Genomic DNA, 23,511 nt, shown 5'->3' with positions numbered 1-23,511 from the left:
CGCGTCACTGGTCCTCGTGCCTGGCGGGTGCGGGCCGGGCGCCGCTCGGCCTGGCGTGCGGCACCGCCCCGCCCCCTGCGGTGTCCACGTCGCTGTCGGGCAGGCCGAGCTGGTCGCTGTCGTCCATCCCGGTGTCGACGTCGCCCTCGGGGAGGGTCGGGCCCTCGTCGACGTCGCAGTTGACCAGGCAGTCCTGGTTCTGGTCGCCGAACGGGTCGCCGGTGTCGAGCGGCTCGTCGTCGGCCTCGGGCGTCGGGGTCGGCGTGGGCGTCGGGCTCGGCACGATGTTCTCCGGCGTGCCGACCTCGGCCCGCTCGGGGAACTTCTCGATCGGCAGGCCCTCGTGGGCGAGCTGCATGAACTTCTGCCAGACGATCGTGGGCGGGCCCGCGCCTTCGAAGCCCAGGGAGACCTCCTTGACCCTGGTGTACGGGTTGTTCGGGCCGTACTTCTTGCTGCCCTTGCGGTAGATCGGGCAGTTGGAGTGCTCGGGCGGGACGACCTTGCCGGTCTTCGTCACGCACTGCTCGCGGTAGAAGCCAACCGCCGTGGAGATCTGCGGCGTGTAGCCGACGAACCAGGCTTCCTTCTCGTCGTTGTTGGTGCCGGTCTTGCCGGCCGCCGGGCGGGCGCCGAGGCCCTTGCCGGCGGCGGTGCCGGACTTGAGCACCTCCTGCATGGCGACCGTCGCGTCCGCGGCGACGTCCTCGTCGATGACCCGCTTGCTCGGGGCCATCTCAGGGTAGACGACCTTGCCGTCGCGGTCCTTGACCTGCTGCACCACGTGGTAGGGGGTGTACTTGCCGCCGTTGGCGAAGATGGAGTAGCCGGCCGCCTGCTCCACCGGCGTCACCAGAGCGCTGCCGATGGCGAACTGGTACTGGTGCTCCTCGACGTCCTGATCCATGCGCTTTTCGTTGAAGCCGGCTTCCTTGACGAGGTTCTTGACGTCGTCGAGCTTGTTGGGCAGCGCGTAGGCCATCGACACGTACGCCGTGTTCACCGACTGCGCCGTGGCCTTGATCACATCGACGGCGGTGCCCACGTTGTGGCTGTTCCTGAAGCCGCCCACTTGCTGGCCCGGCAGTTCCTTGGGCACCGTCTCGTTGCCCGGCACGTAGCTCTTGAGCGAGTAGCCCGCCTGCAGCCAGGCCGCCAGCACGTACGGCTTGAACGCCGACGCGGCCTGCTTGGTCGACTGGAAGGGCTCGTTCCACGGGTCGGTGACGAAGTCGTCGCCACCGTAGAAGGCCAGCACGCGTCCGTTCTTCGGGTTCACCGCGGCCAGGCCGGCGTGGAACTCCGTGGACATGTTGTAGGCCTTCATCGTCTCCTTGACCGCGGTCTTCGCATGCAGCATGAGCTTTCTGTCGAAGGTGGAGATGATCTTGAAGCCACCGCTCCTGACCTTGTCGCGGGTCAGGCCGCGGCCCTCGAGCTCCTTCAGCACCTGCTCGACCATGTAGCCCCTGAGCCCGCCCATCTCGTTGTCGGACACCTTCGCCCGGGTCTTGGGGAACTTCGCGGTCTTCGGCAGGTTCCCGTACTTCTCGGGCCACTGCTCCGCCATGTACTGGATGACGGTCTTCCAGCGCGCCTTGAGCGCGGGCGCGTCGTGGTCCCAGCTCGGCCGCTGGATGCGCGCGGCGAGGTAGGCGCCCTGCTCGGGGGTGAGGTTCTTGGCGTGGACGTTCTTGCCGGGGAAGTACGCCTTCGCGGCGGCCTCGACGCCGTAGGCGCGGCCGAAGTTGATGGTGTTGAGGTAGTTCTGGAGGATCTGTTCCTTGGTCAGCTCCTCGTCGAGCTTGACCGCGACCATGATCTCCATGACCTTACGCTTGATCGACACTTCCTGGCTGAGGCCGTCGTAGTAGTTACGGGCCATCTGCTGGGTGATCGTCGAGGCGCCCTGGAGCTGCTGGCCGCTGACCGTGCTCCACAGCGAGCGGATCATGCCGGTGATGGAGATGCCGGAGTCTTCCCAGAACGTCTTGTTCTCGATCGCGATGGCGGCGTCCTTGACGGTGTCGGCCATCTCGGTGATCGGGACGCTCTCACGCTTGAAGCCGAGCGTGGCGATCGGCCTCTTGCCGTCGCGGTAGTAGATGGTGCTCTGCTCGGCGATCGCCTGGGCCTGAGCCTCGTCGGGCACGGGCGTGTTGGCGTACGCCACCATGATCATGCCGAAGACGCCGGCCGCGAGCACCACGACGCCGGCCACGACCATCTTCCAGCTCGGCAGGAACCTGCGCCAGCCGCCGCGACCGCCGCCGCCTCTTTTGACCGGCGGCTCGGGCGGCTCCGACGGCGGGCCGGAGGAGCCGCGGCGGCGCGAGCGCCGGGGGCCGTCGCTGACGATCGTCTCCTCGTGGCTCGCCGCGCGCGTGTCGTGGCGGGCGCGGGAACGCGCCGGCGGCCGGTCGCCGCGCTCCTGCGCGAAGTCGCCGCGCGCGTGCGCGTAGTCGCCACGCCGTTCGTCACCGCGCGCGTGCGCGTAGTCGCCACGCCGTTCATATCCGCCCCGCTGGGGGCGCTCACCACGCTCACGGGCGTAATCGGCCCTCGCCCGTCTGGGTGGCGGAGGGTCGTCGTCGAACGACGGCGCGGCCATGGCGCCGGTCTGCTCATAGGCGGCTTCAGGACGACGCGGCTGCTGCGCAGCACTCCAACCCGGCTCGCCGGTTTGCGGAGGAGAACCCGGGGGCACAGAACGGGATGAGCTGGAGCGACGGCGCCTTCCCGGGCGTGCCGTCCCCTCATTCATGCTGTTACTCACACGTCCTCGCAACCTTGTTCGGAACAAAACGGCGGTCGGGCGTGAGGCTGCTCGCCGCCCTCGGGTTTCACGCTTGATCGACGAGGTCAGGCGGTCCGTTCCCGAGGACGTACGAAACCGTCAGGTGATTCCAGGAACAACCTTGGCAGACCTCGACAACGTACGCCCGGAACTCATCGTAATCATGGGCCATTGCGGCGAGTTCTGCCGCGACCTTTGCCTGACCGGCATGCCGTCCGAGCGCATCGCCATAGACGAAGGTCACCTCGGTGACGTTCCTGCTCTCGCAGACCGGGCAGGGGCGTTCGGTCGGCTCGCCGAAGTGGCGGGCGGCGCGAAGGAGGTAGGGCTGTGCGTCACAGACGTCGCGGCGCGACGACCGGCCGGCGCGAAGGGAGCGGACCACCGCCCTTTTCGCCAGGCCGTAATCCACCACCCCTCTCTGCGACCGCATGAGCGCCACACTACGGCGTTTCCGAGCTTGATCCCAACGACTTGGCGATTCGCCGATTGCCGCGATATAGCGCCGCGACGTATCCTCGTGATGTATCGGCTCGATACATCGACGCGAGAGGGGGCGGTTCCAGTGGCCAGCGGACAGGGCAGGGTGCTGGAACTGGCCGTGCTCGGGTCGCTGCACGAGACGCCGCTCCACGGCTACGAGCTGCGCAAACGGCTCAACGCCCTGCTGGGGATGTTCCGTGCGTTCTCCTACGGGTCGCTGTACCCCTGTCTGCGATCGCTTCTCGCTCAGGGCCTCATCGCCGAGGAGCAGCCGGCTCCTTCCACGATCGTCGGCGGCAGATCGAAGATCGTCTACAAGCTGACGGCCGAGGGCAAGGAACGGCTGCAGGAGCTGCTCACCCAAGCCGGGCCGTCCGCCTGGGAGGACGAGAGCTTCGGCGTGCACTTCGCGTTCTTCCGGCACACGGAGGCCGAGGTGCGCCTGCGCATTCTCGAAGGCCGTCGCAGCCGTCTTTTGGAGCGACTCGACGCGGTGCGCACCGCGCTGGCACGCACCAGGGAGCGACTCGACAGCTACACGCTCGAGCTGCAACGCCACGGACTCGAGTCCGTCGAGCGCGAGGTGCGCTGGCTGAACGAGCTGATCGCAACTGAGCGTCGGGCCTCGTCGGAAGGCGGGCCCGAGAGAGATACCACGTCAACTGATGAGTAAGGGAGCGAGTGCGATGGGTTCGGTTCGCGTGGCCATTGTCGGCGTCGGCAACTGCGCGTCGTCACTGGTCCAGGGCGTTCACTACTACAAGGACGCGGATCCGGGCACGCGAGTCCCGGGCCTGATGCACGTGAAGTTCGGCGACTACCACGTGGGTGACATCGAGTTCGTCGCCGCGTTCGACGTGGACGCCAAGAAGGTCGGCCGCGACCTGTCCGAGGCGATCGTCGCGAGCGAGAACAACACGATCAAGATCTGTGACGTGCCCCCGACCGGGGTCACCGTGCAGCGCGGTCACACCTTCGACGGCCTTGGCGAGTACTACCGCGAGATCATCGAGGAGTCCGACGAGGACCCGGTGGACGTGGTCCAGGTGTTGCGCGACAACAAGGTCGACGTGCTGGTGTCGTACCTGCCGGTGGGCTCCGAGGAGGCCGACCGCTTCTACGCGCAGTGCGCCATCGACGCCGGGGTGGCCTTCGTCAACGCGCTGCCGGTCTTCATCGCCTCCGACCCCGAGTGGGCGGAGAAGTTCACCGAGGCGGGCGTGCCGATCGTCGGCGACGACATCAAGTCGCAGGTCGGCGCCACCATCACGCACCGCGTGCTGGCCAAGCTCTTCGAGGACCGCGGGGTCGAGCTGCTGCGCACGTACCAGCTCAACTTCGGCGGCAACATGGACTTCATGAACATGCTGGAGCGCACCCGCCTCCAGTCGAAGAAGATCTCCAAGACGCAGTCGGTCACCTCGCAGATCCCGCACGAGATGGCCAAGGCCGACGTCCACATCGGCCCGTCCGACCACGTGCCGTGGCTGGACGACCGCAAGTGGGCCTACGTCCGTCTGGAGGGCCGCTCCTTCGGCGACACGCCGCTCAACCTGGAGTACAAGCTGGAGGTCTGGGACTCCCCGAACTCCGCCGGCATCATCATCGACGCCGTGCGCGCCGCCAAGATCGCCCTCGACCGGGGCATCGGCGGTCCGATCTTGTCGGCGTCCTCCTACTTCATGAAGTCGCCGCCGCAGCAGTACTCCGACGACGAGGCCCGCGAGTACGTCGAGAAGTTCATCAGGGGCGAGGTCGAGCGCTGACCCGTCGCACGCTCCCGACGGCGCCGTGACCCCTCACATCGAGGGGCGCGGCGCCGCTCCATGTACGGCTCCGGCCTGCGGCGCCACCCGGGCATTCAGGCCCGATCGGATTGACTGCCGCGTGCTCAGCCCCTGGCGGCGGGCGGCAGGCCCTCAGGGCTGGCCGGCTGCCAGGCGAGCGGGTCGGCGCCCAGCTCCACCAGCAGCGGCACCTGCTCCCTGCACCACGGCGAGATCGCCAGCAGGCCGTTCTGGGCGCCCTCGGCGAACTCCTTCCACGGCATCCAGCACGTCTCCCCCACCTCGTCGGGGTTCGGCGTGACGGGCGCGTCGACCGTGACACGGTAGACCGGGCAGAGCTCGTGCTCGACGATGCCGTTGGCCATCACCGCCCGGTAGGAGAAGGAGGGCAGCATGAGGTCTGCGCTCTCGACGACCAGGCCCAGCTCGTACGACAGCCGGCGCACCACCGCGCGGTCGAGCGGCTCGCCCGGCAGGGGATGGCCGCAGCAGCTGTTGGTCCAGACGCTGGGCCAGGTCAGCTTGTGATCGGCCCTCCTGGTGAGCAGCACCCGGCCGTCCGAGTCGAAGACGTAGCTGGAGAAGGCAAGATGCAGGGGGGTCTCGCGGCCGTGCACCGACGACTTGGGCGCGGTGCCCAGCGCGTGACCGTCGCGGTCGACCAGCACGACGTGTTCCTCGCTCGTCACGCTTTGAAGCGTACGTGATCATGAGTACCACTTGGAACCCCATAAACCCGGCCGGCAGGCGCGGGCTAGGCTGACGGCGTGTCTTTCGTCGCCGATCTCCGCACGGTTCTGCGGGGCAGGGACTTCAGGCGGCTGTTCGGCACCCGGCTGGTCTCGCAGTTCTCCGACGGCATCTTCCAGTTCGGGGTGACCGGGTTCGCCTTCTTCAGCCCCGAGAACCAGACGACCGCCATCGAGGTGGCGGCCGGGCTGGCGGTGCTGCTGCTGCCGTACAGCGTGCTCGGACCCTTCGTCGGCGTCTTCATCGACCGGTGGTCGCGGCGGCAGATCCTCATGGTGGCGCCGTTCGTGCGCGGCGCGCTGCTGCTCGTCGCCGCCGCCCTGGTGGCCTCCGACGTGCCCGACCCCGCCTTCTACGCGGCCGCGCTGGCCGTGCTCGGAGTCAACCGGTTCTTCCTGGCCGCGCTCGGCGCGTCGCTGCCGCACGTGGTGCCGCCGGAGCGGCTGATCTCGGCCAACGCGGTCGTCCCCACCTCGGGCACGGTCGTCACGTTCGTCGGCGCGGGCGTCGGTTTCCTGCTGCGCGAGATCTTCGGCGGCGATGACAAGGGCGTGGCGCTGCTGCTCGTCACCTCCGGCGTGGTGTTCGCGCTGAGCGCCCTGGTCGCGCGGACGATGGACCGCGACCTGCTCGGCCCGTGGCCCGACCCCGACCGGCCGCAGGCCCGCCAGGAGCTGCGTAACGTCGTCACCGGCCTCATCGACGGCGCCCGCCACCTGCTGCACCACCGGGTGGCCGCCGCGACGCTGGGCGCGATGGCCACACACCGCTTCCTGTTCGGCATGTGCACCGCGCTCGGCATCATCCTCTACCGCTACTACTTCACCGACGGCGACGCCGAGGCCGCGCTGCGCGGGATCAGCCTGGTGGTGGTCGCCGCCGGCGTCGGCACCGCGATCGCGGTCGTCGTCACGCCGTACACGACCGAGTGGTTCGGCATCGAGCGCTGGGTGCAGATCGCGCTGGTCTCGGCCGGGGTGCTGACCGCGGCGCTGGTGCTGCCGTTCCAGGAGTGGGGGCTGCCGATCGCCGGGTTCGTGCTGGGGCTGGCCGGGCAGAGCGTGAAGATCTGCGCCGACACCACCGTCCAGCGCGACGTGGAGGACATCTACAGGGGCCGCGCCTTCTCCATCTACGACATGCTCTTCAACGGCATGTACGTGCTCGCCGCGGCCCTGTCGGCGGCGATCCTGCCGCCGGACGGCAAGTCGTACGCCGCCGTCGCGATCATCTCGCTCGGCTACCCGCTGGCGGCGCTCGCCTACCGGATGGTCACCGCGTCAGCGCGCTCCGAGGTCGGTTGACCGCGCCCACTCCAGCAGCGCCTCGGTGGCGGCCTCCTTGCCGATCACGCCCTTGTCGAGCCTGAGGTCGAGCAGGAACTTGTAGGCCTTGCCCACCACCGGGCCCGGCCCGATGCCGAGCACCCGCTGGATCTCGTTGCCGTCGAGCTCGGGGCGGATCTTGGCCAGCTCCTCCTCCTCGGCCAGCCTGGCGATGCGCTCCTCCAGGTGGTCGTAGGTGCGCGAGAGCGCCGCCGCCTTGCGCTTGTTGCGGGTGGTGCAGTCGGCCCTGGTCAGCTTGTGCAGCCGGGTGAGCAGGTGGCCGGCGTCGCGGACGTAGCGGCGCACGGCGCTGTCGGTCCACTCCCCCGTGCCGTAGCCGTGAAAGCGCAGGTGCAGCTCCACCAGGCGGGAGACGTCGGCGACGACGTCCTTCGGAAAGCGCAGCTCGGTCAGGCGCTTCTTCGTCATCTGCGCCCCGACCACCTCGTGGTGGTGGAACGACACCCGCCCGCCCGGCTCGTGGCGGCGCGTCTTGGGCTTGCCGACGTCGTGCATGAGCGCCGCCCAGCGCAGGATGCGGTCGGGGCCGTCCTCCTCCTGCGCGATGGCCTGGTCGAGCACGGTCAGTGTGTGCTCGTAGACGTCCTTGTGCCGGTGATGCTCGTCGATCTCCAGCCGCAGCTTGGGCAGCTCGGGCAGCACGTGGGCGGCCAGCCCGGTGTCGACCAGCAGGCGCAGGCCGTCGCGCGGGCGGGCGCCGAGAATCAGCTTGTCGAGCTCGTCGCGGATGCGCTCGGCCGAGACGATCTCGATGCGGTCGGCCATCGCGGTCATCGCCGCCACCGCCGCACGATCGACGGTGAAGCCGAGCTGGGAGCTGAACCTGGCCGCGCGCAGCATGCGCAGCGGGTCGTCGCCGAACGACTGCTCCGGGGTGCCCGGCGTGCGCAGCAGGCGCGCCCGCAGGTCGTGCATGCCGCCGAAGGGGTCGACGAACTCGTGCGACGGCAGCCGCACCGCCATCGCGTTGACCGCGAAGTCGCGCCGCTCCAAGTCCCCTTCGAGGGTGTCGCCGTAGATGACGTCGGGCTTGCGCGACTTGGGGTCGTAGGACTCGCTGCGGTACGTCGTGATCTCGATCAGCCGGTTGCCCTTGCGCAGGCCTACCGTGCCGAACTCGATACCGATCGTCCACACGGCGTCGGCCCAGTCTCTGACGATCTCCAGCACCCGCTCAGGGCGCGCGTCGGTGGTCAGGTCGAGGTCGTTGCCGCTGCGCCCGAGCAAAAGGTCGCGTACGGGCCCGCCGACGAGGGCGAGCTCGTGGCCCTGGGCGGCGAACAGGCGGCCGAGCTCGTCGGCCACGGGGGCGATCTTGCGGAACAGGTCGTTCATGGCCTGCTGCTGGCTTTCGGTCAGAGTTGCGTCGGACAAACTGAGATCGGCCTTCTTGTGCGCTTCCGGAACATATCCCCCGAGCCACACCAGGTCCGGGTTACCGTCGGTCTTGGGACCGTCGGGGGCACGTGAACCAGGCAAGGAGGACTATATGAAGGACGCCCTCGCGCTCCACCGCTGGCTCCTCGCACACCAGGTCCATCATGAGATCGTACGCCTTCCGCGTCCCATGACTTGCGCCGAAGAGCTGCCGGAGACGGTCTACGCGGCGGCCGGGCGCTGCCTGATGGTCACCGTGCTCGAGGTCACGACCAGGGTCGGCAGCGAGGTCGTCATCGCCGTCACCACCCCCGTCTCCGCGCCGCCGAGGCCCGGCGTGGTCGGCGGTCTGCTCGGCGCCCGCCAGGTGCGTCCCGCGCCCGCCCACGTGGTCAACGCCGCCACCGACTACGCGCACGGGCTCGTGTGCCCGCTGCTGCTGCCCGCCTCGCTGCCGATGCTCATCGACGACCGGATCCGCGAGGATCGTGAGCTCCTTTACACGCCCACCGGTGAGCGGCATACCGCGCTCGCCATGAGGGCGCTCGACCTGCTGGCCGTCCTGCCGGGAAAGATGGTGGATCTACGGGGCGCGCGCCACCGAGGACCGCGTGCGGCGGTCGCGGGACGGCACTGAGCCCGTACCATTGCGGGCGTGTGTCGTCCTCGTCCCGCCCGGGCCTCGGCGTGATCCGTAAGGCCACGCTACTCGCCGCGCTGTCCGCCGCGTTGCTCTCCCCCACGCTGGCGGTCACGCCCGGTGAGGCTGCCGTGACGCCCGCCGTGACGGAGGTCAGGCGGCAGACCCTCGCCGTGTCCATCGCCTCGATCACGCCCGAGGTGCCCAGGAGCCTGACCGACGTCATCAAGATCACCGGCACCGTGCGCAACGACACCGGCGCGGCGATGTCCGGCTTGCAGGTGCGCCTGCGCTACAGCGCGCAGCGCTTCACCGACCGTGCCTCGCTGGCCGCCTACCAGTCCAGCCAGGACAACGCGACGCTCCCGGTCAACGTCTCCACGCGCAACTCGTTCCAGAACCTCGAGCCGCTCAACGCGGGCGCCACCGCGCGCTGGGAGATCACCGCCACGCCCGCGCAGCTCGGCCTGCGCGAGTTCGGCGTCTACCCCATCGCGGTCGACGTCGCCCAGTGGAGTGTGCCGATCAGCGCGCAGCGCACGTTCCTGACGTACGCGCCGCCCACCGAGCCGCGGCCGCCGCGCAACAAGCTGGCCATCGCGCTGCCCATCATCGACCAGCCGCGCAGAGCCACCGACGAGGATCCGGAGGCGCCCGGCAAGGGTCCGCTCTTTCTCGACGACAAGCTGAACCAGGCGCTGTCGGGCCGTGGCCGCCTGGCCGACCTGCTGCGCATCGCGCAGTCCGTGCCGAGCAGCGTCACCTGGGTGGTCGATCCCGCGCTGCTCGACGATCTCCACGCGATGACCCAGGGCTACGAGGTCAGGACGAAGGGCGGCAAGCGGTCGCAGCCGCCGAGCGCCGCCGCCTCGCAGTGGCTGACAAGCATGCGCACCTCGCTCGCCGCCTCGCCGGTGGTCGCGCTCCCGTACGCCGATCCCGACGTCGCCGCGCTCGCGCACCAGGGGCTCGACGCGCAGACCGCCAGAGCCATCCAGCTCGGCGGGCAGAAGGCACAGCAACTGCTCAGCACCAAGGCCAAGACCAACCTCAACTGGCCGGCCGGCGGCGTGCTCGACCTCGACGCGCTCGACCTGCTCGCGGTCAGCGGCGTCGACACCGTGCTGCTCGACGCCAAGAATCTCCCGCCGCAGCAGGCGGTCGCCATCACGCCCGACGCCGCCGCGACGCTCGACTCGGTCAACGGCCCGGTGAAGGCGCTGGTCGCCGACCCCGGGCTGAGCCGGCTGTTCGAGCCGGCCGCGCCCACGTCGCAGGCGCTGACCAGACAGCGGTTCATCGCCGAGACCGCGGTGATCGCCACCGAGCCGGGCCAGACCAAGCCGAGGTCGCTGGTCATCGCCCCCTCCCGGCGCTGGGACCCCAACCCGTCGCTCGTCACCTCGCTCATCAAGACCGCGGGGCGGCTGCCCTGGCTGCAGCTCACCACGCTGGAGTCGCTCAAGCCGGCCAAGACGTCCGTGCCGCGGGCCGGGCTGACCTACACCGATCAGGACCGCAAGCAGGAGCTGTCCGGCAAGTACCTCGGCTCCGTCAAGAAGTCGTGGCGCATGGCGCAGCTGCTCTCCAGCGTCACCACGGACCGCGCTCCGTCCGCCTACGACTCCGCCGTGCTGCGCCTGACCTCCTCGGCCTGGCGCGACAGGACCCGCACCGCCCGCGGCGCGGCGAAGATGGTCAGCACCGCCGTCACCAAGACCACCGACAAGGTGCAGATCTTCGGCGTGGGCGGGCCGCGCACCCTCGCGGGCAGCAACGGCGTGGTGCCCATCAGCGTCAAGAACGACATGGGCCGCCCCATCGCCCTGTACATCGACGTCAAGTCCGACAATCCCGAGCTGCTGCAGGTCAGCCTCACGCAGGAGACGCGGACGATCGGCAGCGGCCAGAGCACCACGTTCCAGGTGACGATGAACGCCACCCCCGACACCAGCGGAGACGCCACGGTGACGGTGCAGCTCAAGACCGCCGACGGCCAGCCCTACGGCAAGCCGCAGCGGCTGACGATCCGCACCACCGGCTACACCGGCATCGCCCTGGTCATCGTGGGCGCGGCACTGACCGTGATGCTCGCCGCCGTCGTGACGCGGCTGCTGCGGCGCAGGTCCGAACGGAAGCTCGCACGTGCCAAGACCCGGGAGAGTGAGACCGTATGAGCCGCATGCTGCGGGCCGGCGCCATCATGGCGGCGGGCACCATGGTGTCCAGGGTCACCGGTTTCGTACGGACCATGGTGCTGGCCTACGCCATCGGCACCAAGGCGCTGGGCGACGCCTACAACGCCGCGTACGCGATCCCGTACAGCATCCTCGACCTGCTGTTGCTCGGCGTGCTGAGCAGCGTGATCGTGCCGATGATCGTCCGGGCCCAGCAGCACGACGCCGACGGCGGACGGGCCTACGAGCAGCGGCTGCTGACGCTCGCCACCGTCGCGCTGGCCGCGGTCGCCGCGCTGGCCGTGCTGGCCGCGCCGCTGCTCATCGACCTCTACACGGTCTGGGACCCGGGCAGCAGGGAGTTCGAGGTCGCGGTCATGCTGGCCAGGTTCATCCTGCCGCAGCTCGCCTTCTTCGGCGTGGGCGCGGTGGCCGGCGCCATTCTCAACACCCGTGACCGCTTCGGCGCCCCCATGTGGGCCCCGGTCGTCAACAACCTGGTCGTCATCTGCGTGTTCGCGCTCTACGCGGCGGTCGGCTCCGGCGACGACGTCGCGGCCGTCACCAACGCCGACCTGGCGCTGCTCGGCCTCGGCACCACGGCGGGCATCGTCGCCCAGGCGTCGGTGCTGATCGTGGCGCTGCGGCGGGCGGGCTTTCAGTTCGTGCCCCGCTTCGACCTGCGCAACGCGCGGCTCGGCGAGATGGCCAAGGCCGGCGTCTGGACGATCGGCTACGTCGTCGTCACCCAGGCCGGCTTCATGCTGACCACCAACCTGGCCAGCGCCGCCGGTGACGTGGTCGAGGGGCACGGCATCAGCCCGTACACGCTGGCGTTCCAGCTCTTCCAGCTACCGTACGGCGTGATCGGCGTCTCTGTGATCACCGCCATGCTGCCCAGGATGAGCCGGGCCGTGGCCGACGGCCGCTTCGACGACGTGCGGGCCGAGTTCGGGTCGAGCGTGCGGCTGGTCTGCGCGCTGATGGTGCCGGTGTCGCTGCTGCTCATGGTGGTCGGGCCGGCGATCACCGTGCCGATCTACGGCCACGGCGCCAACTCCGTTGCCGACGCCGTCTACATCGGCAACGTGCTGCAGGTCTACGGGCTCGCGCTGATGCCGTTCGCGATCTTCCAGCTGCTTTTGCGGGTCTTCTACAGCTTCGGCGACACCCGCACCCCCGTCTTCATCGGGGCCGGCACGACCGCGACGAACGCGCTGCTCATGGTGATCGCCCACCTGGTGCTGCCGCCCCGGTACGCGGTGATGGGGCTGGCGCTGGCGTACGCGGTGGCGTACGCGCTGGGCGCGGTCCTCGCGTGGTGGCTGGCCGCCCGCCGGGTGCGGGGCCTCGACGGCTGGGCCATCGGCATGGCGATGACCAGGATGTACCTCGCGGCGCTGCCCACCGCCGTGCTGGCGCTCGCGACGGTCTGGGTGATCACGACCGCCTTCGGCGGCCTCGACTTCCTCAACTCCGTGATCGTCCTGGCGGTCGGCGGCGGCCTGGGGCTGTTGCTCTATCTCGGCGTAGCCCACAGAATGCGCATCCCAGAGGTCAACTCGATCGTTGGGATGGTCGCAAGGCGGGTAGGTCGGTAAAGAACGCGGGCGGAATCTCCTCGGCACTACCATGGAGGCCGACACGCGCGAATGGAAGCAGGAGGGGCGTGGGCGGATCCACCCGGCATAGCGTGCCTTCGTGGGACACGACCACGCAGGTGAGTCAGACCATGAGCACGCCCGATCGGCCAAGCGGAGTGAGCCAGTGAGCAGCACGTCGGCCGTCGCACCCGGCACCCGTCTCGCCGAGCGTTTTCGGCTGGAGGACCGCGTCAGCGAGTCCGACGGCGCCACCCTGTGGAAGGCCATCGACGAGATCCTCGCCCGTCCCGTCGCCGTCCACACGTTCGCGCCCGACTTCCCGCGCGTCCACGAGGTCGTCACGGCCGCCCGCGCGGCGAGCCGACTGACCGATCCGCGCCTGACCCAGGTCTTCGACGCGGCCGAGGACGACAAGCACGCCTACGTCGTCAGCGAGTGGGTCACCGGCGAGTCGCTGACCGACCTGCTCGCGGGTGGCCCGCTGGAGCCCGAGCGCGCCGCCGGGCTGGTCGCCGAGGCCGCCGAGGCGCTCGCGCACGCCCACGAGGCGCACCTCTACCACCTGTGCCTGCGCCCGTCCCACCTGGTGTGGACGACCGGCAACACGGTCAAGGTGCTCGGCGTGGCCGTCGACGCCGCCATGTACGGCCTGACCACCGACCAGCCCGCCCTCGACGACGCCGAAGGGCTCGGCCGCCTGCTGTACGCGGGCCTGACCGGCCACTGGCCGGGCGACGAGGAGGAGGGCGGCCTGCCCGCCGCCCCGATGACCGACGGCCACTTCTGCACGCCCCGCCAGGTCACCGCGGGCGTGCCCAGCTACCTCGACACGGTCACCGTGCGCGCCTGCCTGCCGGAGTCGCGCAGGGGCCAGGGCGCGCTCGCCAGCCCCGCCGAGGTGGCCGACGCGCTGGCCGACGTCGCCAGGCCGATGCCGATCCCCATCACCTACCCCTCGACCCCGGCGGTGGCCGCCGCCACCCACACCGAGGGCCTCGACATCGCGCATCGGCAGCAGGCCGCCCCGCCTCCTCCCCTGCCGCCGGTGCCGCAGTACCGCCCGGCGGGCGGTGGCGGCAGCAAGCTCAACCGCGTGCTGATGACGCTCGTGGTGCTGCTCGTGATCGCCGCCGTCGGCGTGGGCGCGTGGACGATCGGCCGCAGCCTGGGCAGCCCGGCGACGTCCCCGACGGCCAGCGCCAGCCCCTCGGCGTCGCCGTCGCAGACCGTGCAGGTGCAGGCGGTCAAGCCGGAGAAGGCGCAGGGCTTCGACCCGCTCGGCGACGGCGACGAGAAGCCCGACCTGGCCAAGCTTGCCATCGACGGCAAGCCGAGCACGTTGTGGAAGACCGAGACCTACACCAGCGCCGACCTGGGCCGCCTCAAGGACGGTGTGGGCCTGTTGCTCGACATGGGCAAGTCCCTGCAGATCAGCGACGTGGTCGCTACGCTGTCCGACGCGCCGGGCGCGACCGTCGAGCTGAAGGTGGGCGACGCGCCCGAGCTCAGTGCGCTCAAGACGGTGGCCACGAAGAAGAACGCCGCAGGTAAGACCACCCTCGCCCCGGAACAACCGGTAACCGGCCAGTACGTTTTGATCTGGTTTACGCGCGTTCCGACGGATGCGGGCACTTTTCATGGCACCATCTATGAGGTAGTGGTGCACTCTCCCGGATCGGCATAATCAGGAATCTCTCTTGTGAACTCCCCACCCGAGACACCCTCAGCAGCGGAGCGGCAGGCGCTCACAGACGCCGAGCTGCTGGCCGCACATATCAACGGGGATCCACGCGCCTTCAGCGAAATCGTCAAGAGACACCGCGACCGCATGTGGGCGGTCGCCCTGCGCACGCTCGGCGACCCCGACGAGGCCGCCGACGCCGTGCAGGACGCCTTCGTCTCTGCCTATCGCAAGGCCGCCACGTTTCGCGGCGAAGCGGCCGTCACCACCTGGCTGCACCGCATCGTGGTCAACGCCTGCCTTGACAGGATGCGCCGTAAATCCGTACGGCCCGTCGCCGACGACGAGCTGATCGAGGCGGCGGAGCGCGAGACCCCGCTGCCCGACCAGACCGTCGAGCGCGAGGTGTCGATGGAGGTTTCGGCCGCGCTGAAACTGCTGCCCGCCGACCAGCGGGCCGCGCTCGTGCTGGTGGACATGATGGGCTACTCAGTCGAAGACGCAGCTCAAGTGCTGCAAGTGCCGAGTGGCACGGTGAAGAGCCGGTGCGCCCGAGGGCGCGCGAAACTTGCCCCAATTCTTTCGCATCTGCGGAACCGAACCACCCTCAATCGCGTCTCATCCGCGAAGGGAGCAGAACTTCGTGACGGGTGATACGCACTACGATCTGGACACTCTCGCCGATTTGGCCGAGGGTCTCCTGGACGCCGACACGGCACGCCAGGTCCGCGGGCATCTCGCGGTCTGCGACCCCTGCGGGGAGCTACTGGCTGACCTGGCGGCGGTTCGCGAGGTGCTGGCCGCGACGCCCACACCGGCCATGCCGATGGGTGTCGCACTGCGCATCGACAAGGCGCTCGCCGCCGAGGCGGAGTCCCGGCGCGCCGGAGGTGTCGGCCTCGCGGAACCACCGGACTGGGATGAGCTCATGCGGGACGCCCCGTGGGAGCGCCCGGCGGAGGTCTCCGAGCCCGTGCGGCTCGTTCCCGAGCCTGCCCGGCTTGAGGAGGTCTCCGAGCCCGTACGGCTGGAGAAGGCTCCTGAGCCCGCGCGGCTCGAGGAGACCGCTGAGCCCGCGCGGGACGAACCCGCCGGTGCCCCTGAGCCGGTCCGGCTCGGCGTGGTCGCCGACGACGGCACGATCGTCCCGGCCAAGAGCCGGTCGATCCGGCGGCGCCGCTGGGCGGTGCCCGCGGTCGCGGCCGCGGCCGCAGCCGTCGTGGCCGGCACGGTGGTGGCGGGCACGAGCCTGCTCGCCGCGGGCGGGCAGACGCCCGCCGAGCCCGCGCCCGTGGCGCTGCCGCCGCAGACGTCCGCCGCGGAGCCCACGCGGAGCGCGATCCGTGCGACCCCGTCGGCTCGGGGCTACGCGCTGACCAACAGCGACCACAACTACAGCGACCCCGAGCTGCGCCTGCCTCTTGAGGGCTTCCTGGCTCCGGCTCCTGCGCTGCACGGCGACTCCAACGACGCCGACAAGGTCAGCAAGTGCGTCGCCGCGGTCTCCAACCGCTCCAAGCTCGACGTCTTCGCCGTGGACCAGGGCCAGTACAACGGCCAGGAGGCGCTGGTGGTCGCGAGCTGGAAGAACCAGGCGACCAAGAGGATCCGCATCGACGTCGTCGATCCGTTCAACTGCAAGAACCTGCGCAAGCCCGCACTGGGCCGCTGGTAGACCTGAGGTCCGGCCGGGCCCCGCTCGCGGGCCCGGCCGCGACACCCGGCGTCGTTTCATCGTCCTGGCCGCGTGACCCCATGTCAGAGCCCGCAGTTCGCGGGCTCTTTCGTTTGCACCGGCGTTGTGGGGTGGGGCGGGAATCACTGCGGCCTAGGATCTGTTGTCGCCGGTGGCATCGACAGACGAGGAAGGCGTGGAGCGTTGAGCGACGTTCGTAACGTGATCATCATTGGTTCCGGCCCTGCCGGTTACACGGCGGCCGTCTACTCCGCTCGTGCCGAGCTCAAGCCGCTTGTCTTCGAGGGCTCCGTCACCGCGGGCGGCGCGCTGATGAACACCACCGATGTGGAGAACTTCCCCGGGTTCCCCGACGGCATCATGGGCCCCGACCTGATGGACAACATGCGCAAGCAGGCCGAGCGGTTCGGTGCTGAGCTGATCGCGGACGACGTCGTCGAGGTCGATCTGCGGGCCAACCCCAAGGTGATCAAGACCCACACCGACACCTACTACGCCAAGTCGGTCATCCTGGCCATGGGCTCCCGCTACCGCGAGCTCGGCCTGGACAGCGAGAAGCGGCTCTCCGGTCACGGCGTGTCCTGGTGTGCGACCTGTGACGGGTTCTTCTTCCGCAACAAGGACATCGTGGTCGTCGGCGGTGGCGACACCGCGATGGAGGAGGCCAACTTCCTGACGAGGTTCGGTCGCATGGTGACGGTGGTGCACCGCCGCGACACGCTGCGGGCCAGCAAGATCATGCAGGACCGCGCGTTCGCCAACGACAAGATCCGCTTCGTCTGGGACTCCGAGGTCTCCGACGTGATCGGCGACGCCAAGGTCGAGGCGGTCAAGCTGCGCAACGTCAAGTCGGGCGAGGAGAGCGAGCTGGCGACCGACGCGCTGTTCATCGCGATCGGCCACGAGCCGCGCACCGAGCTGGTCAAGGGCCAGATCGACCTCGACGAGAACGGCTACATCAAGGTCGCCCACCCCTCCACTGCCACCAACATCGAGGGCGTGTTCGCCGCCGGCGACGTCGTCGACCACACCTACCGCCAGGCCATCACCGCGGCCGGCACCGGCTGTGCCGCCTCGCTCGACTCCGAGCGCTGGCTGGCCAACAACGAGAAGTAAGGAGCGCACCGTGAAGGCTGTCACCGACGCCAACTTCGAGTCCGAGGTCCTCAAGAGCGACAAGCCCGTCCTGGTCGACTTCTGGGCCGAGTGGTGCGGCCCGTGCCGTCAGGTCGCGCCCATCCTCGAGGAGATCTCCAAGGAGCACGGCGACAAGCTGGAGATCGTCAAGCTGAACATCGACGAGAACCCCGAGGTTCCGCGCCAGTTCGGTGTGCTCCAGATCCCCACGATGAACGTCTACAAGAACGGCCAGGTCGTCAAGCAGATCATCGGCGCCAAGCCGAAGGCCATGCTGCTGCGCGAGCTCGAGGGCATCATCAGCCGGCTCTCGGCGGTGGTCCGCCGCTCGGGGGACGCGTTGCGCCCTGCCGAAAGCCCCTCGTGGTCGTCGACCGCGAGGGGCTTTCCCATGCGAGGGCCCGCGTCGGACGTCACGGGGCCGCGTCAGGCGAGGCCAGGACCGAGGACGGTCAACCGCCGCCGGGGGCTTCTGCGGGGCTGTGAGGGCCGTCAGACGGGACGGAGAGCCCGTTCCGGACTCATATGGCCCAGAAGGCGTTCGAGGGCCACCTCGACGTCCTCACGCCACGAGACGGCGGTCTTCAGTTCCAGCCGCAACCGCGGGAAACGCAAATGCGGACGCACCGTCTTAAACCCCACAGAAAGCAAGTAATCCGCTGGAACTACGCAACTAGGCTCTTCCCACTTCAAGTCCCCGAAAGCTTCAATGGCTTTCACCCCGCGCCGCGTCAGGTCTTTGGCCACGCCCTGGATCAGCATGCGGCCGAGCCCGCCACCTGAGAACTCGGGAATGATGTGGGCCGTCATCAGCAGCACCGCGTCGGCGCTGACCGGCGAGGTCGGAAAGGCCACCGAACGCGGGCTGTAAAGGGGCGGGCTGTAGAGGACGAACCCGGCCGGCACCCCGTCGACGTACACGATCTTGCCGCAGCTGCCCCATTCCAGCAGCGTGCTGGACAGCCACGCCTCCTTCTCCAGCGCCGGGTCGCCGGCGTCGAGCGCCCGCTCCCCGTTGACGGGATCCAGCTCCCAGAACACGCACCGCCGGCAGCGGCGAGGCAGATCATCAAGATTGTCCAGGGTTATGTTGACCAGCCGGCGCGACAACTACCGCCCCTATCGTTGACCCGGAAAAGCGCGCGAAAACCGCGTCCACAGGTGGCATCGTAGCCCAGTACAGATGTCGTCAGCGGACACCACGACGGTCCAGCCCGGTCACGGGCGACATGTCCGTCTGGCGTAATCTGGTATTTCAGTCCGATATACGACACTTAGGAGGTGGGCCGTGACAGAAGAGCTGGATCACGGTCAGACACCCGCGACCCAAGGGTCGCGCATCGACGCCTACGTCGATCGGTACGCCGCGCGAGCTACCGGGATGGTCGCCTCCGAGATCCGAGCTCTTTTCGCCGTCGCGTCGAGGCCCGAGGTGGTCTCGCTCGCCGGCGGCATGCCGTACGTCACGGCGCTCCCCCTCGACATGGTCGGCGAGCTGGTCGCCGACCTCGTCACCCGGCGCGGCCCCGTCGCGCTGCAGTACGGCTCCGGCCAGGGTGACCCGCACCTGCGCGAGCAGATCTGCGAGGTCATGAAGCTGGAGGGGATCAACGCCGGGCCGAACGACGTCGTCGTCACCGTCGGGTCGCAGCAGGCCCTCGACCTCATTACCCGGATCTTCATCGACCCTGGCGACGTGGTGCTCGCCGAAGGGCCCTCGTACGTGGGTGCCCTCGGCACGTTCGCCGCGTACCAGGCCAAAGTCGTCCACATCGCTATGGACGATCAGGGCATCGTGCCCGAATCGCTGGCCCAGACGATCTACGCGCTGGAGACCGCGGGCGCGCCCGTCAAGTTCCTGTACACCATCCCGACCTTCCAGAACCCGGCCGGCGTCACGCTCAACATCGCCCGCCGCCAGCAGGTGCTCGACATCTGCCAGCGGGCCGGGATCCTGGTCATCGAGGACAACCCGTACGGACTGCTCGGCTTCGACGGCGAGCCGCTGCGCGCGCTGCGCGCCGACAACCCCGACGGCGTCGTCTACCTCGGCTCGTTCTCCAAGACGCTGGCCCCGGGCTTCCGCGTCGGCTGGGCGCTCGCGCCGCACGCCATACGCGACAAGCTCATCCTCGCGATGGAGTCGGCGGTGCTGTCGCACTCGTCGTTCACGCAGCTCGCGGTCGGCCAATACCTGGCCACGCAGCCGTGGCGCGAGCAGATCAAGTCCTTCCGCGAGCTCTACCGCGAACGCCGCGACGCGATGCTCGACGCGCTCGAATCGCTGATGCCGCCCGAGGTGACGTGGACGCGTCCCGGAGGCGGCTTCTTCGTGTGGGCCACCCTGCCCGAAGGACTCGACTCCAAGGCGATCCTGCCGCGGGCCGTGGCCGAGCGGGTCGCGTTCGTGCCCGGCACCGGGTTCTACTCCGACGGCAGCGGCGCCCGCCACATGCGGCTGTCCTACTGCTACCCCGAGCCCGACCGCATCCGCGAAGGCGTGCGGCGGCTGGCCGGGGTGATCGAGCAGGAGATGCAGCTGCGGGACACGTTCGGCACGGGGTCCACACGTGACCACCAGGGCGTCGACACACCCGGCCCCGACCTGGCCTAGCCCCCTCGCCCGTAGAGGCGCCCGGCTCTCAGGGGCGCCTCTACGGAACCGAGAGAGCACCTGATCCTCAACGCGCATCTCCGGAACCGGGGAAGCACCTGATCCTCAGCGCGCATCTCCGGTGCCGGAGGGCACCGCGCAGGACGCGGCGTGACGGGAGGGCGGGCGGCCCTCCCGTTCTCCTTTCGGCATTCTCATCCCAGCGCCAAGAGATCCCCTTCCGATCGGCTGAGATGGGATGGGATCGCCCCACATAGCACCTCACGTACACACCTGATCCCCAGCGCCGGTACGGTTGGACAGCGTGTCGTCAGCGGAGGAGAAGTGATGAGCGATCTGGGCCACGTGCTCGTGCTGGCCGGAGGTCTCTCCTACGAGCGGGAAGTGTCCCTGCGCTCAGGCCGCCGGGTGAGCGAGGTGCTGCGGGCCACGGGCATCTCCGTGGAGACCCGTGACACCGACGCCTCGCTCGTACCCTCGATCCTGGCCGACCCGCCGGACGCCGTGTTCGTCACCCTCCACGGCGGGGCCGGCGAGGACGGCGCGATCCGTTCCGTGCTGGAGCTGCTCGACGTGCCATACGTCGGCGCCGACCCCGACGCATGCCGGGTGGCCTTCGACAAGCCCACCGCCAAGGCCGTCGTGCGCTCCGTCGGGCTGCGCACTCCCGAGTCCGTCACCCTCCCCAAGGAGACCTTCCACGACCTCGGCGCCACCGTGGTGCTCGGCCGCATCGTGGAGCGTCTCGGACTGCCGCTGTTCGTCAAGCCCGCGCGCGGCGGCTCGGCCCTCGGCGCCTCCTTCGTCCGTACGGCCGAGGAACTGCCCGCCGCCATGGTCGGCTGCTTCGCGTACGGCGACACGGCGCTCATCGAGCGGTACGTCGAGGGCGTCGAGGTGGCGGTCTCCGTCGTCGACCTCGGCGAGGGGCCGGTGGCGCTGCCCGCCGTGGAGATCGTCCCCGACGAAGGCGTCTACGACTACGCCGCCCGCTACACCGCCGGCCACACCGAGTTCTTCGCCCCGGCCCGCCTGTCCGCCCAGGCCGCCGCGGCATGCGCCGAAACCGCGGTGACCGCGCACACGGCACTCGGGCTCCGCGACATCTCCCGTACGGACCTGATCGTGGACGCCGACGGCGTGCCGTACTTCCTTGAGGTGAACGTGGCGCCGGGCATGACGGAGACGTCCCTCCTGCCGATGTCCGCCGAGGCCGCCGGGCAAGACCTGGGCGAGCTCTGCCACACCCTCCTCCGCATCGCCGCCGCCCGCTCGGCCCGCTAGGGCGCGGCCCACCGCTGGGGGGCGGGGGCGGCCCACCGCGCTACTCTGCCGCACCGCCCCCGCTCGCACCGCCGCCTCGCCACGGCCACCTCGCCACGCCCCGTTCGCCGTAACCTGCCGTCGTACCGCCCCCGCTCGCACCGCCGCCCCGCCTCGCCCACCAACGCGCCACACCTCCGCCACCCCGTCACGTTGGCTTGCCAGATCGCCCCGCCATGCTACCCGCACGGCGCCAACGGCCCGCACCGTCGCAACGTCGCGCCCACCGCACCACCCCACCGCGTCCCCCACCACCAATCCACGGAGGAGCGAACTTGCCTGGCGACCCGGCACAGGACGGACCGCCTGACACCACCAGAAGCAGCACGACACACGCCGCCCCCTTCCAAGCGCGCTACAACGTCCAGCAGGACACACGCCCCAACCCGAGCCGCGCTACAGCGTCCAGCGCGACACACGTCCCCGAACCGAACGCGGCGCGACGTCCAGCGGGGCGCACGCCGCTCCCCGAACCGAGCACGATGCAACGTCCAGCACGATGCGCGACTCCGAGCCGACACGACGCCCAACCGGCGACACCGACGCGCCGCACCCCCGAAGCCAGCCGAGAGCAGAACGGGACAGCTCGGTGTGGGCGATACGCGCGCGAGCGTGACAGCACCCGAAACCCGGATCAGTAGCCTTACCGTGTGCTGTTCGATTCCACGTACCCCAAGAGCTTCTCCAGCGACAACCACGCGGGCGTGCATCCGACGATCCTCGAAGCCATGGCCGCCGCGAACGACGGAGACGCACCCGCCTACGGCGACGACAAGTGGACGGCGATATTCGAGGAGAAGATCAAGGAGGTGTTCGGCCCGGACGCGCAGGGCTTCGCCGTCCTCAACGGAGCGGGCGCCAACATGGTCGGCCTGGCTCCCATGCTCGGCCGCTACGACGGCATCATCTGCGCCGACAGCGCCCACATCGCCACCCACGAGACAGGTGCGACGGAACGTCTGCTCGGCGTGAAACTCCTGACGGTCCCGACCGAGGACGGCAAGCTCCGTCCGGCCGACATCGAGTCCCGCCTGGGCGGCGTCGGCAGCCACCACGAGCCGCAGCCCACCGTCGTCTCCATCTCCCAGGTGACAGAACTCGGCACCTGCTACTCCCCCGCCGAGATCGCCGCCCTCGCGGAAAAGGCTCACGAGCACGGCCTGCGCCTCCATGTCGACGGTGCCCGCCTCGCCAACGCCGCCGCGTACCTCGGCTGTGACCTCAAGGCGATCACGACCGATGTGGGCGTGGACGTGTTCAGCTTCGGCGGCACCAAGAATGGCGCGCTCGCGGCTGAGGCCGTGGTGGTGCTCGACTCGTCACTGTCTCACGCCATCCCGTTCCTGCGCCGCCAGTCCCTTCAGCTCGCCTCGAAGATGCGCTACATCTCCGCTCAACTCACGGCGCTCCTTACGGACGACCTGTGGCGCCGGAATGCCGCCCACGCGAACCAGATGGCCGACCGCCTGGCCGCTGGACTGACGGACATCCCCGGTGTCTCGCTGGCGTACCCGGTGCAGAGCAACGCCGTCTTCGCCACCCTTTCGAAGGCAGTCGCGGACACTCTCCAGCAGCGCTACCTGTTCCACTTCTGGGAAGAGACCGCCGGCACGGTCCGCTGGATGACCGCCTTCGACACCACCCCGGAACACGTGGACGACTTCCTGGACGACATCCGCAAGGCGGCCACCGCGTAACCCACGCGCTAACTCTCACACTGCCTCGCCCGCCTACTCCCCCGCAGACGCACTCCCCTGGTTTCACGTGAAACATCGCGCGCCGACCACCGGCGAGCCCGGCAAGGCGCTGGACGGCTAACGCGGCCCAGGCGCCCCTTGCCAACGACCGCTGCGGGCGCGCGGCTGCGACGGGTTTCCGAGTCGCCGAGCGACCAAACGGCCGCCTCCGTGTTTCACGTGAAACACGGAGGCGCACTTCCCTGTCCCGTCCTCTGGAGTGCTGGCCTCCAGCACCCACAGCCTCGCCAGACACTCCGCCGCCGCCAGCGTCTACTCAGCAGCAGGGCGTGGGACCGCATCGCGTCGAGCGCGTCACGTCGAGCGCCATCACGCCCTCCGAGGCGAACGCACCAGTCACCT

General features: G+C 69.5%; 18 protein-coding genes and 1 pseudogene. 14 read left to right on the top strand and 5 right to left on the bottom strand.

The window, feature by feature from the left end:
- Positions 1 to 4: 4 nt before the first annotated feature.
- Positions 5 to 2,611: a transglycosylase domain-containing protein gene (locus WBK31_RS36100; protein WP_406673870.1), complete on the bottom strand. Its 2,607-nt coding sequence runs from the start codon at positions 2,609 to 2,611 to the stop codon at positions 5 to 7.
- 232 nt (positions 2,612 to 2,843) lie between these two features.
- The gene (locus tag WBK31_RS36095; protein WP_364064568.1) at positions 2,844 to 3,230 is read right to left on the bottom strand and encodes a DUF5318 family protein; all 387 of its coding nucleotides are present in this window, start codon (positions 3,228 to 3,230) and stop codon (positions 2,844 to 2,846) included.
- Between the two features lie 132 nt (positions 3,231 to 3,362).
- Here WBK31_RS36095 and WBK31_RS36090 point away from each other — a divergent pair, with 132 nt between their 5' ends.
- Together WBK31_RS36090 and WBK31_RS36085 are read left to right on the top strand one after the other, a co-directional pair.
- On the top strand, positions 3,363 to 3,953 hold the full coding sequence (locus WBK31_RS36090; protein ID WP_364064570.1) for a PadR family transcriptional regulator: 591 nt from the start codon (positions 3,363 to 3,365) through the stop codon (positions 3,951 to 3,953).
- Between the two features lie 13 nt (positions 3,954 to 3,966).
- The gene (locus WBK31_RS36085) at positions 3,967 to 5,046 is read left to right on the top strand and encodes an inositol-3-phosphate synthase (RefSeq protein ID WP_378785837.1); all 1,080 of its coding nucleotides are present in this window, start codon (positions 3,967 to 3,969) and stop codon (positions 5,044 to 5,046) included.
- Positions 5,047 to 5,171: 125 nt separating this feature from the next.
- Here WBK31_RS36085 and idi read toward each other — a convergent pair whose 3' ends face one another.
- Entirely contained in the window at positions 5,172 to 5,756 is a 585-nt protein-coding gene (gene idi, locus WBK31_RS36080) for an isopentenyl-diphosphate Delta-isomerase (RefSeq protein WP_364064575.1), read from the bottom strand.
- 78 nt (positions 5,757 to 5,834) lie between these two features.
- Here idi and WBK31_RS36075 point away from each other — a divergent pair, with 78 nt between their 5' ends.
- Entirely contained in the window at positions 5,835 to 7,121 is a 1,287-nt protein-coding gene (locus WBK31_RS36075; RefSeq protein ID WP_364064577.1) for an MFS transporter, read from the top strand.
- On the opposite strand, the gene WBK31_RS36070 is transcribed toward WBK31_RS36075, so the two are convergent.
- Positions 7,098 to 8,498 (bottom strand): CCA tRNA nucleotidyltransferase, encoded by a 1,401-nt coding sequence (locus WBK31_RS36070; protein ID WP_364064758.1) that lies wholly within the window; start codon positions 8,496 to 8,498, stop codon positions 7,098 to 7,100. The two genes, WBK31_RS36075 and WBK31_RS36070, sit on opposite strands and share 24 nt — an antisense overlap.
- A 154-nt stretch (positions 8,499 to 8,652) precedes the next feature.
- Between WBK31_RS36070 and WBK31_RS36065 the strand changes: the two genes are divergently transcribed.
- From WBK31_RS36065 to trxA, 8 genes and pseudogenes are all read left to right on the top strand, one after another.
- Positions 8,653 to 9,177 (top strand): YbaK/EbsC family protein, encoded by a 525-nt coding sequence (locus WBK31_RS36065; RefSeq protein WP_364064579.1) that lies wholly within the window; start codon positions 8,653 to 8,655, stop codon positions 9,175 to 9,177.
- 20 nt (positions 9,178 to 9,197) lie between these two features.
- Positions 9,198 to 11,357 carry a Bbp16 family capsid cement protein gene (locus WBK31_RS36060; RefSeq protein WP_406673869.1) on the top strand — a complete coding sequence of 720 codons (2,160 nt, stop codon included), beginning with the start codon at positions 9,198 to 9,200 and terminating at the stop codon, positions 11,355 to 11,357.
- Complete coding sequence (gene murJ, locus WBK31_RS36055) at positions 11,354 to 12,958, top strand: murein biosynthesis integral membrane protein MurJ (RefSeq protein WP_364064584.1); 1,605 nt, start codon at positions 11,354 to 11,356, stop codon at positions 12,956 to 12,958. Before WBK31_RS36060 ends, murJ begins: the two co-directional genes overlap by 4 nt.
- A 166-nt stretch (positions 12,959 to 13,124) precedes the next feature.
- On the top strand, positions 13,125 to 14,645 hold the full coding sequence (locus tag WBK31_RS36050) for a protein kinase family protein (RefSeq protein ID WP_364064586.1): 1,521 nt from the start codon (positions 13,125 to 13,127) through the stop codon (positions 14,643 to 14,645).
- 15 nt (positions 14,646 to 14,660) lie between these two features.
- On the top strand, positions 14,661 to 15,296 hold the full coding sequence (gene sigM, locus WBK31_RS36045; protein ID WP_406673868.1) for an RNA polymerase sigma factor SigM: 636 nt from the start codon (positions 14,661 to 14,663) through the stop codon (positions 15,294 to 15,296).
- The gene (locus WBK31_RS36040) at positions 15,286 to 16,317 is read left to right on the top strand and encodes a hypothetical protein (RefSeq protein ID WP_364064591.1); all 1,032 of its coding nucleotides are present in this window, start codon (positions 15,286 to 15,288) and stop codon (positions 16,315 to 16,317) included. The genes sigM and WBK31_RS36040 overlap by 11 nt, the downstream gene beginning before the upstream one ends.
- 204 nt (positions 16,318 to 16,521) lie before the next feature.
- Positions 16,522 to 17,454, top strand: coding sequence for a thioredoxin-disulfide reductase (trxB, locus tag WBK31_RS36035; RefSeq protein WP_364064593.1), 933 nt, complete (start codon positions 16,522 to 16,524; stop codon positions 17,452 to 17,454).
- Between the two features lie 10 nt (positions 17,455 to 17,464).
- A pseudogene (gene trxA / locus WBK31_RS36030) lies at positions 17,465 to 17,776 on the top strand (thioredoxin); the annotation flags it as partial.
- A gap of 191 nt (positions 17,777 to 17,967) precedes the next feature.
- Here the strand turns inward: trxA and WBK31_RS36025 are convergent.
- A complete protein-coding gene (locus WBK31_RS36025; protein ID WP_364064598.1) occupies positions 17,968 to 18,585 on the bottom strand; it encodes a GNAT family N-acetyltransferase in 618 nt (205 codons plus the stop codon).
- Positions 18,586 to 18,763: 178 nt separating this feature from the next.
- Between WBK31_RS36025 and WBK31_RS36020 the strand changes: the two genes are divergently transcribed.
- From WBK31_RS36020 to WBK31_RS36010, 3 genes are all read left to right on the top strand, one after another.
- A complete protein-coding gene (locus WBK31_RS36020) occupies positions 18,764 to 20,089 on the top strand; it encodes a PLP-dependent aminotransferase family protein (RefSeq protein ID WP_378785839.1) in 1,326 nt (441 codons plus the stop codon).
- Between the two features lie 327 nt (positions 20,090 to 20,416).
- A complete protein-coding gene (locus tag WBK31_RS36015) occupies positions 20,417 to 21,373 on the top strand; it encodes a D-alanine--D-alanine ligase (RefSeq protein ID WP_364064600.1) in 957 nt (318 codons plus the stop codon).
- 689 nt (positions 21,374 to 22,062) lie between these two features.
- Positions 22,063 to 23,109, top strand: coding sequence for a threonine aldolase family protein (locus WBK31_RS36010; RefSeq protein ID WP_406673867.1), 1,047 nt, complete (start codon positions 22,063 to 22,065; stop codon positions 23,107 to 23,109).
- Positions 23,110 to 23,511 lie beyond the last annotated feature (402 nt).

The sequence above is a fragment of the Nonomuraea sp. N2-4H genome (genome assembly GCF_045291505.1).
GTDB classification, from domain to species: domain Bacteria; phylum Actinomycetota; class Actinomycetes; order Streptosporangiales; family Streptosporangiaceae; genus Nonomuraea; species Nonomuraea fastidiosa.
Note: the sequence above shows the minus strand (reverse complement) of the source record. Positions and strands in the feature narration are given on the sequence as shown.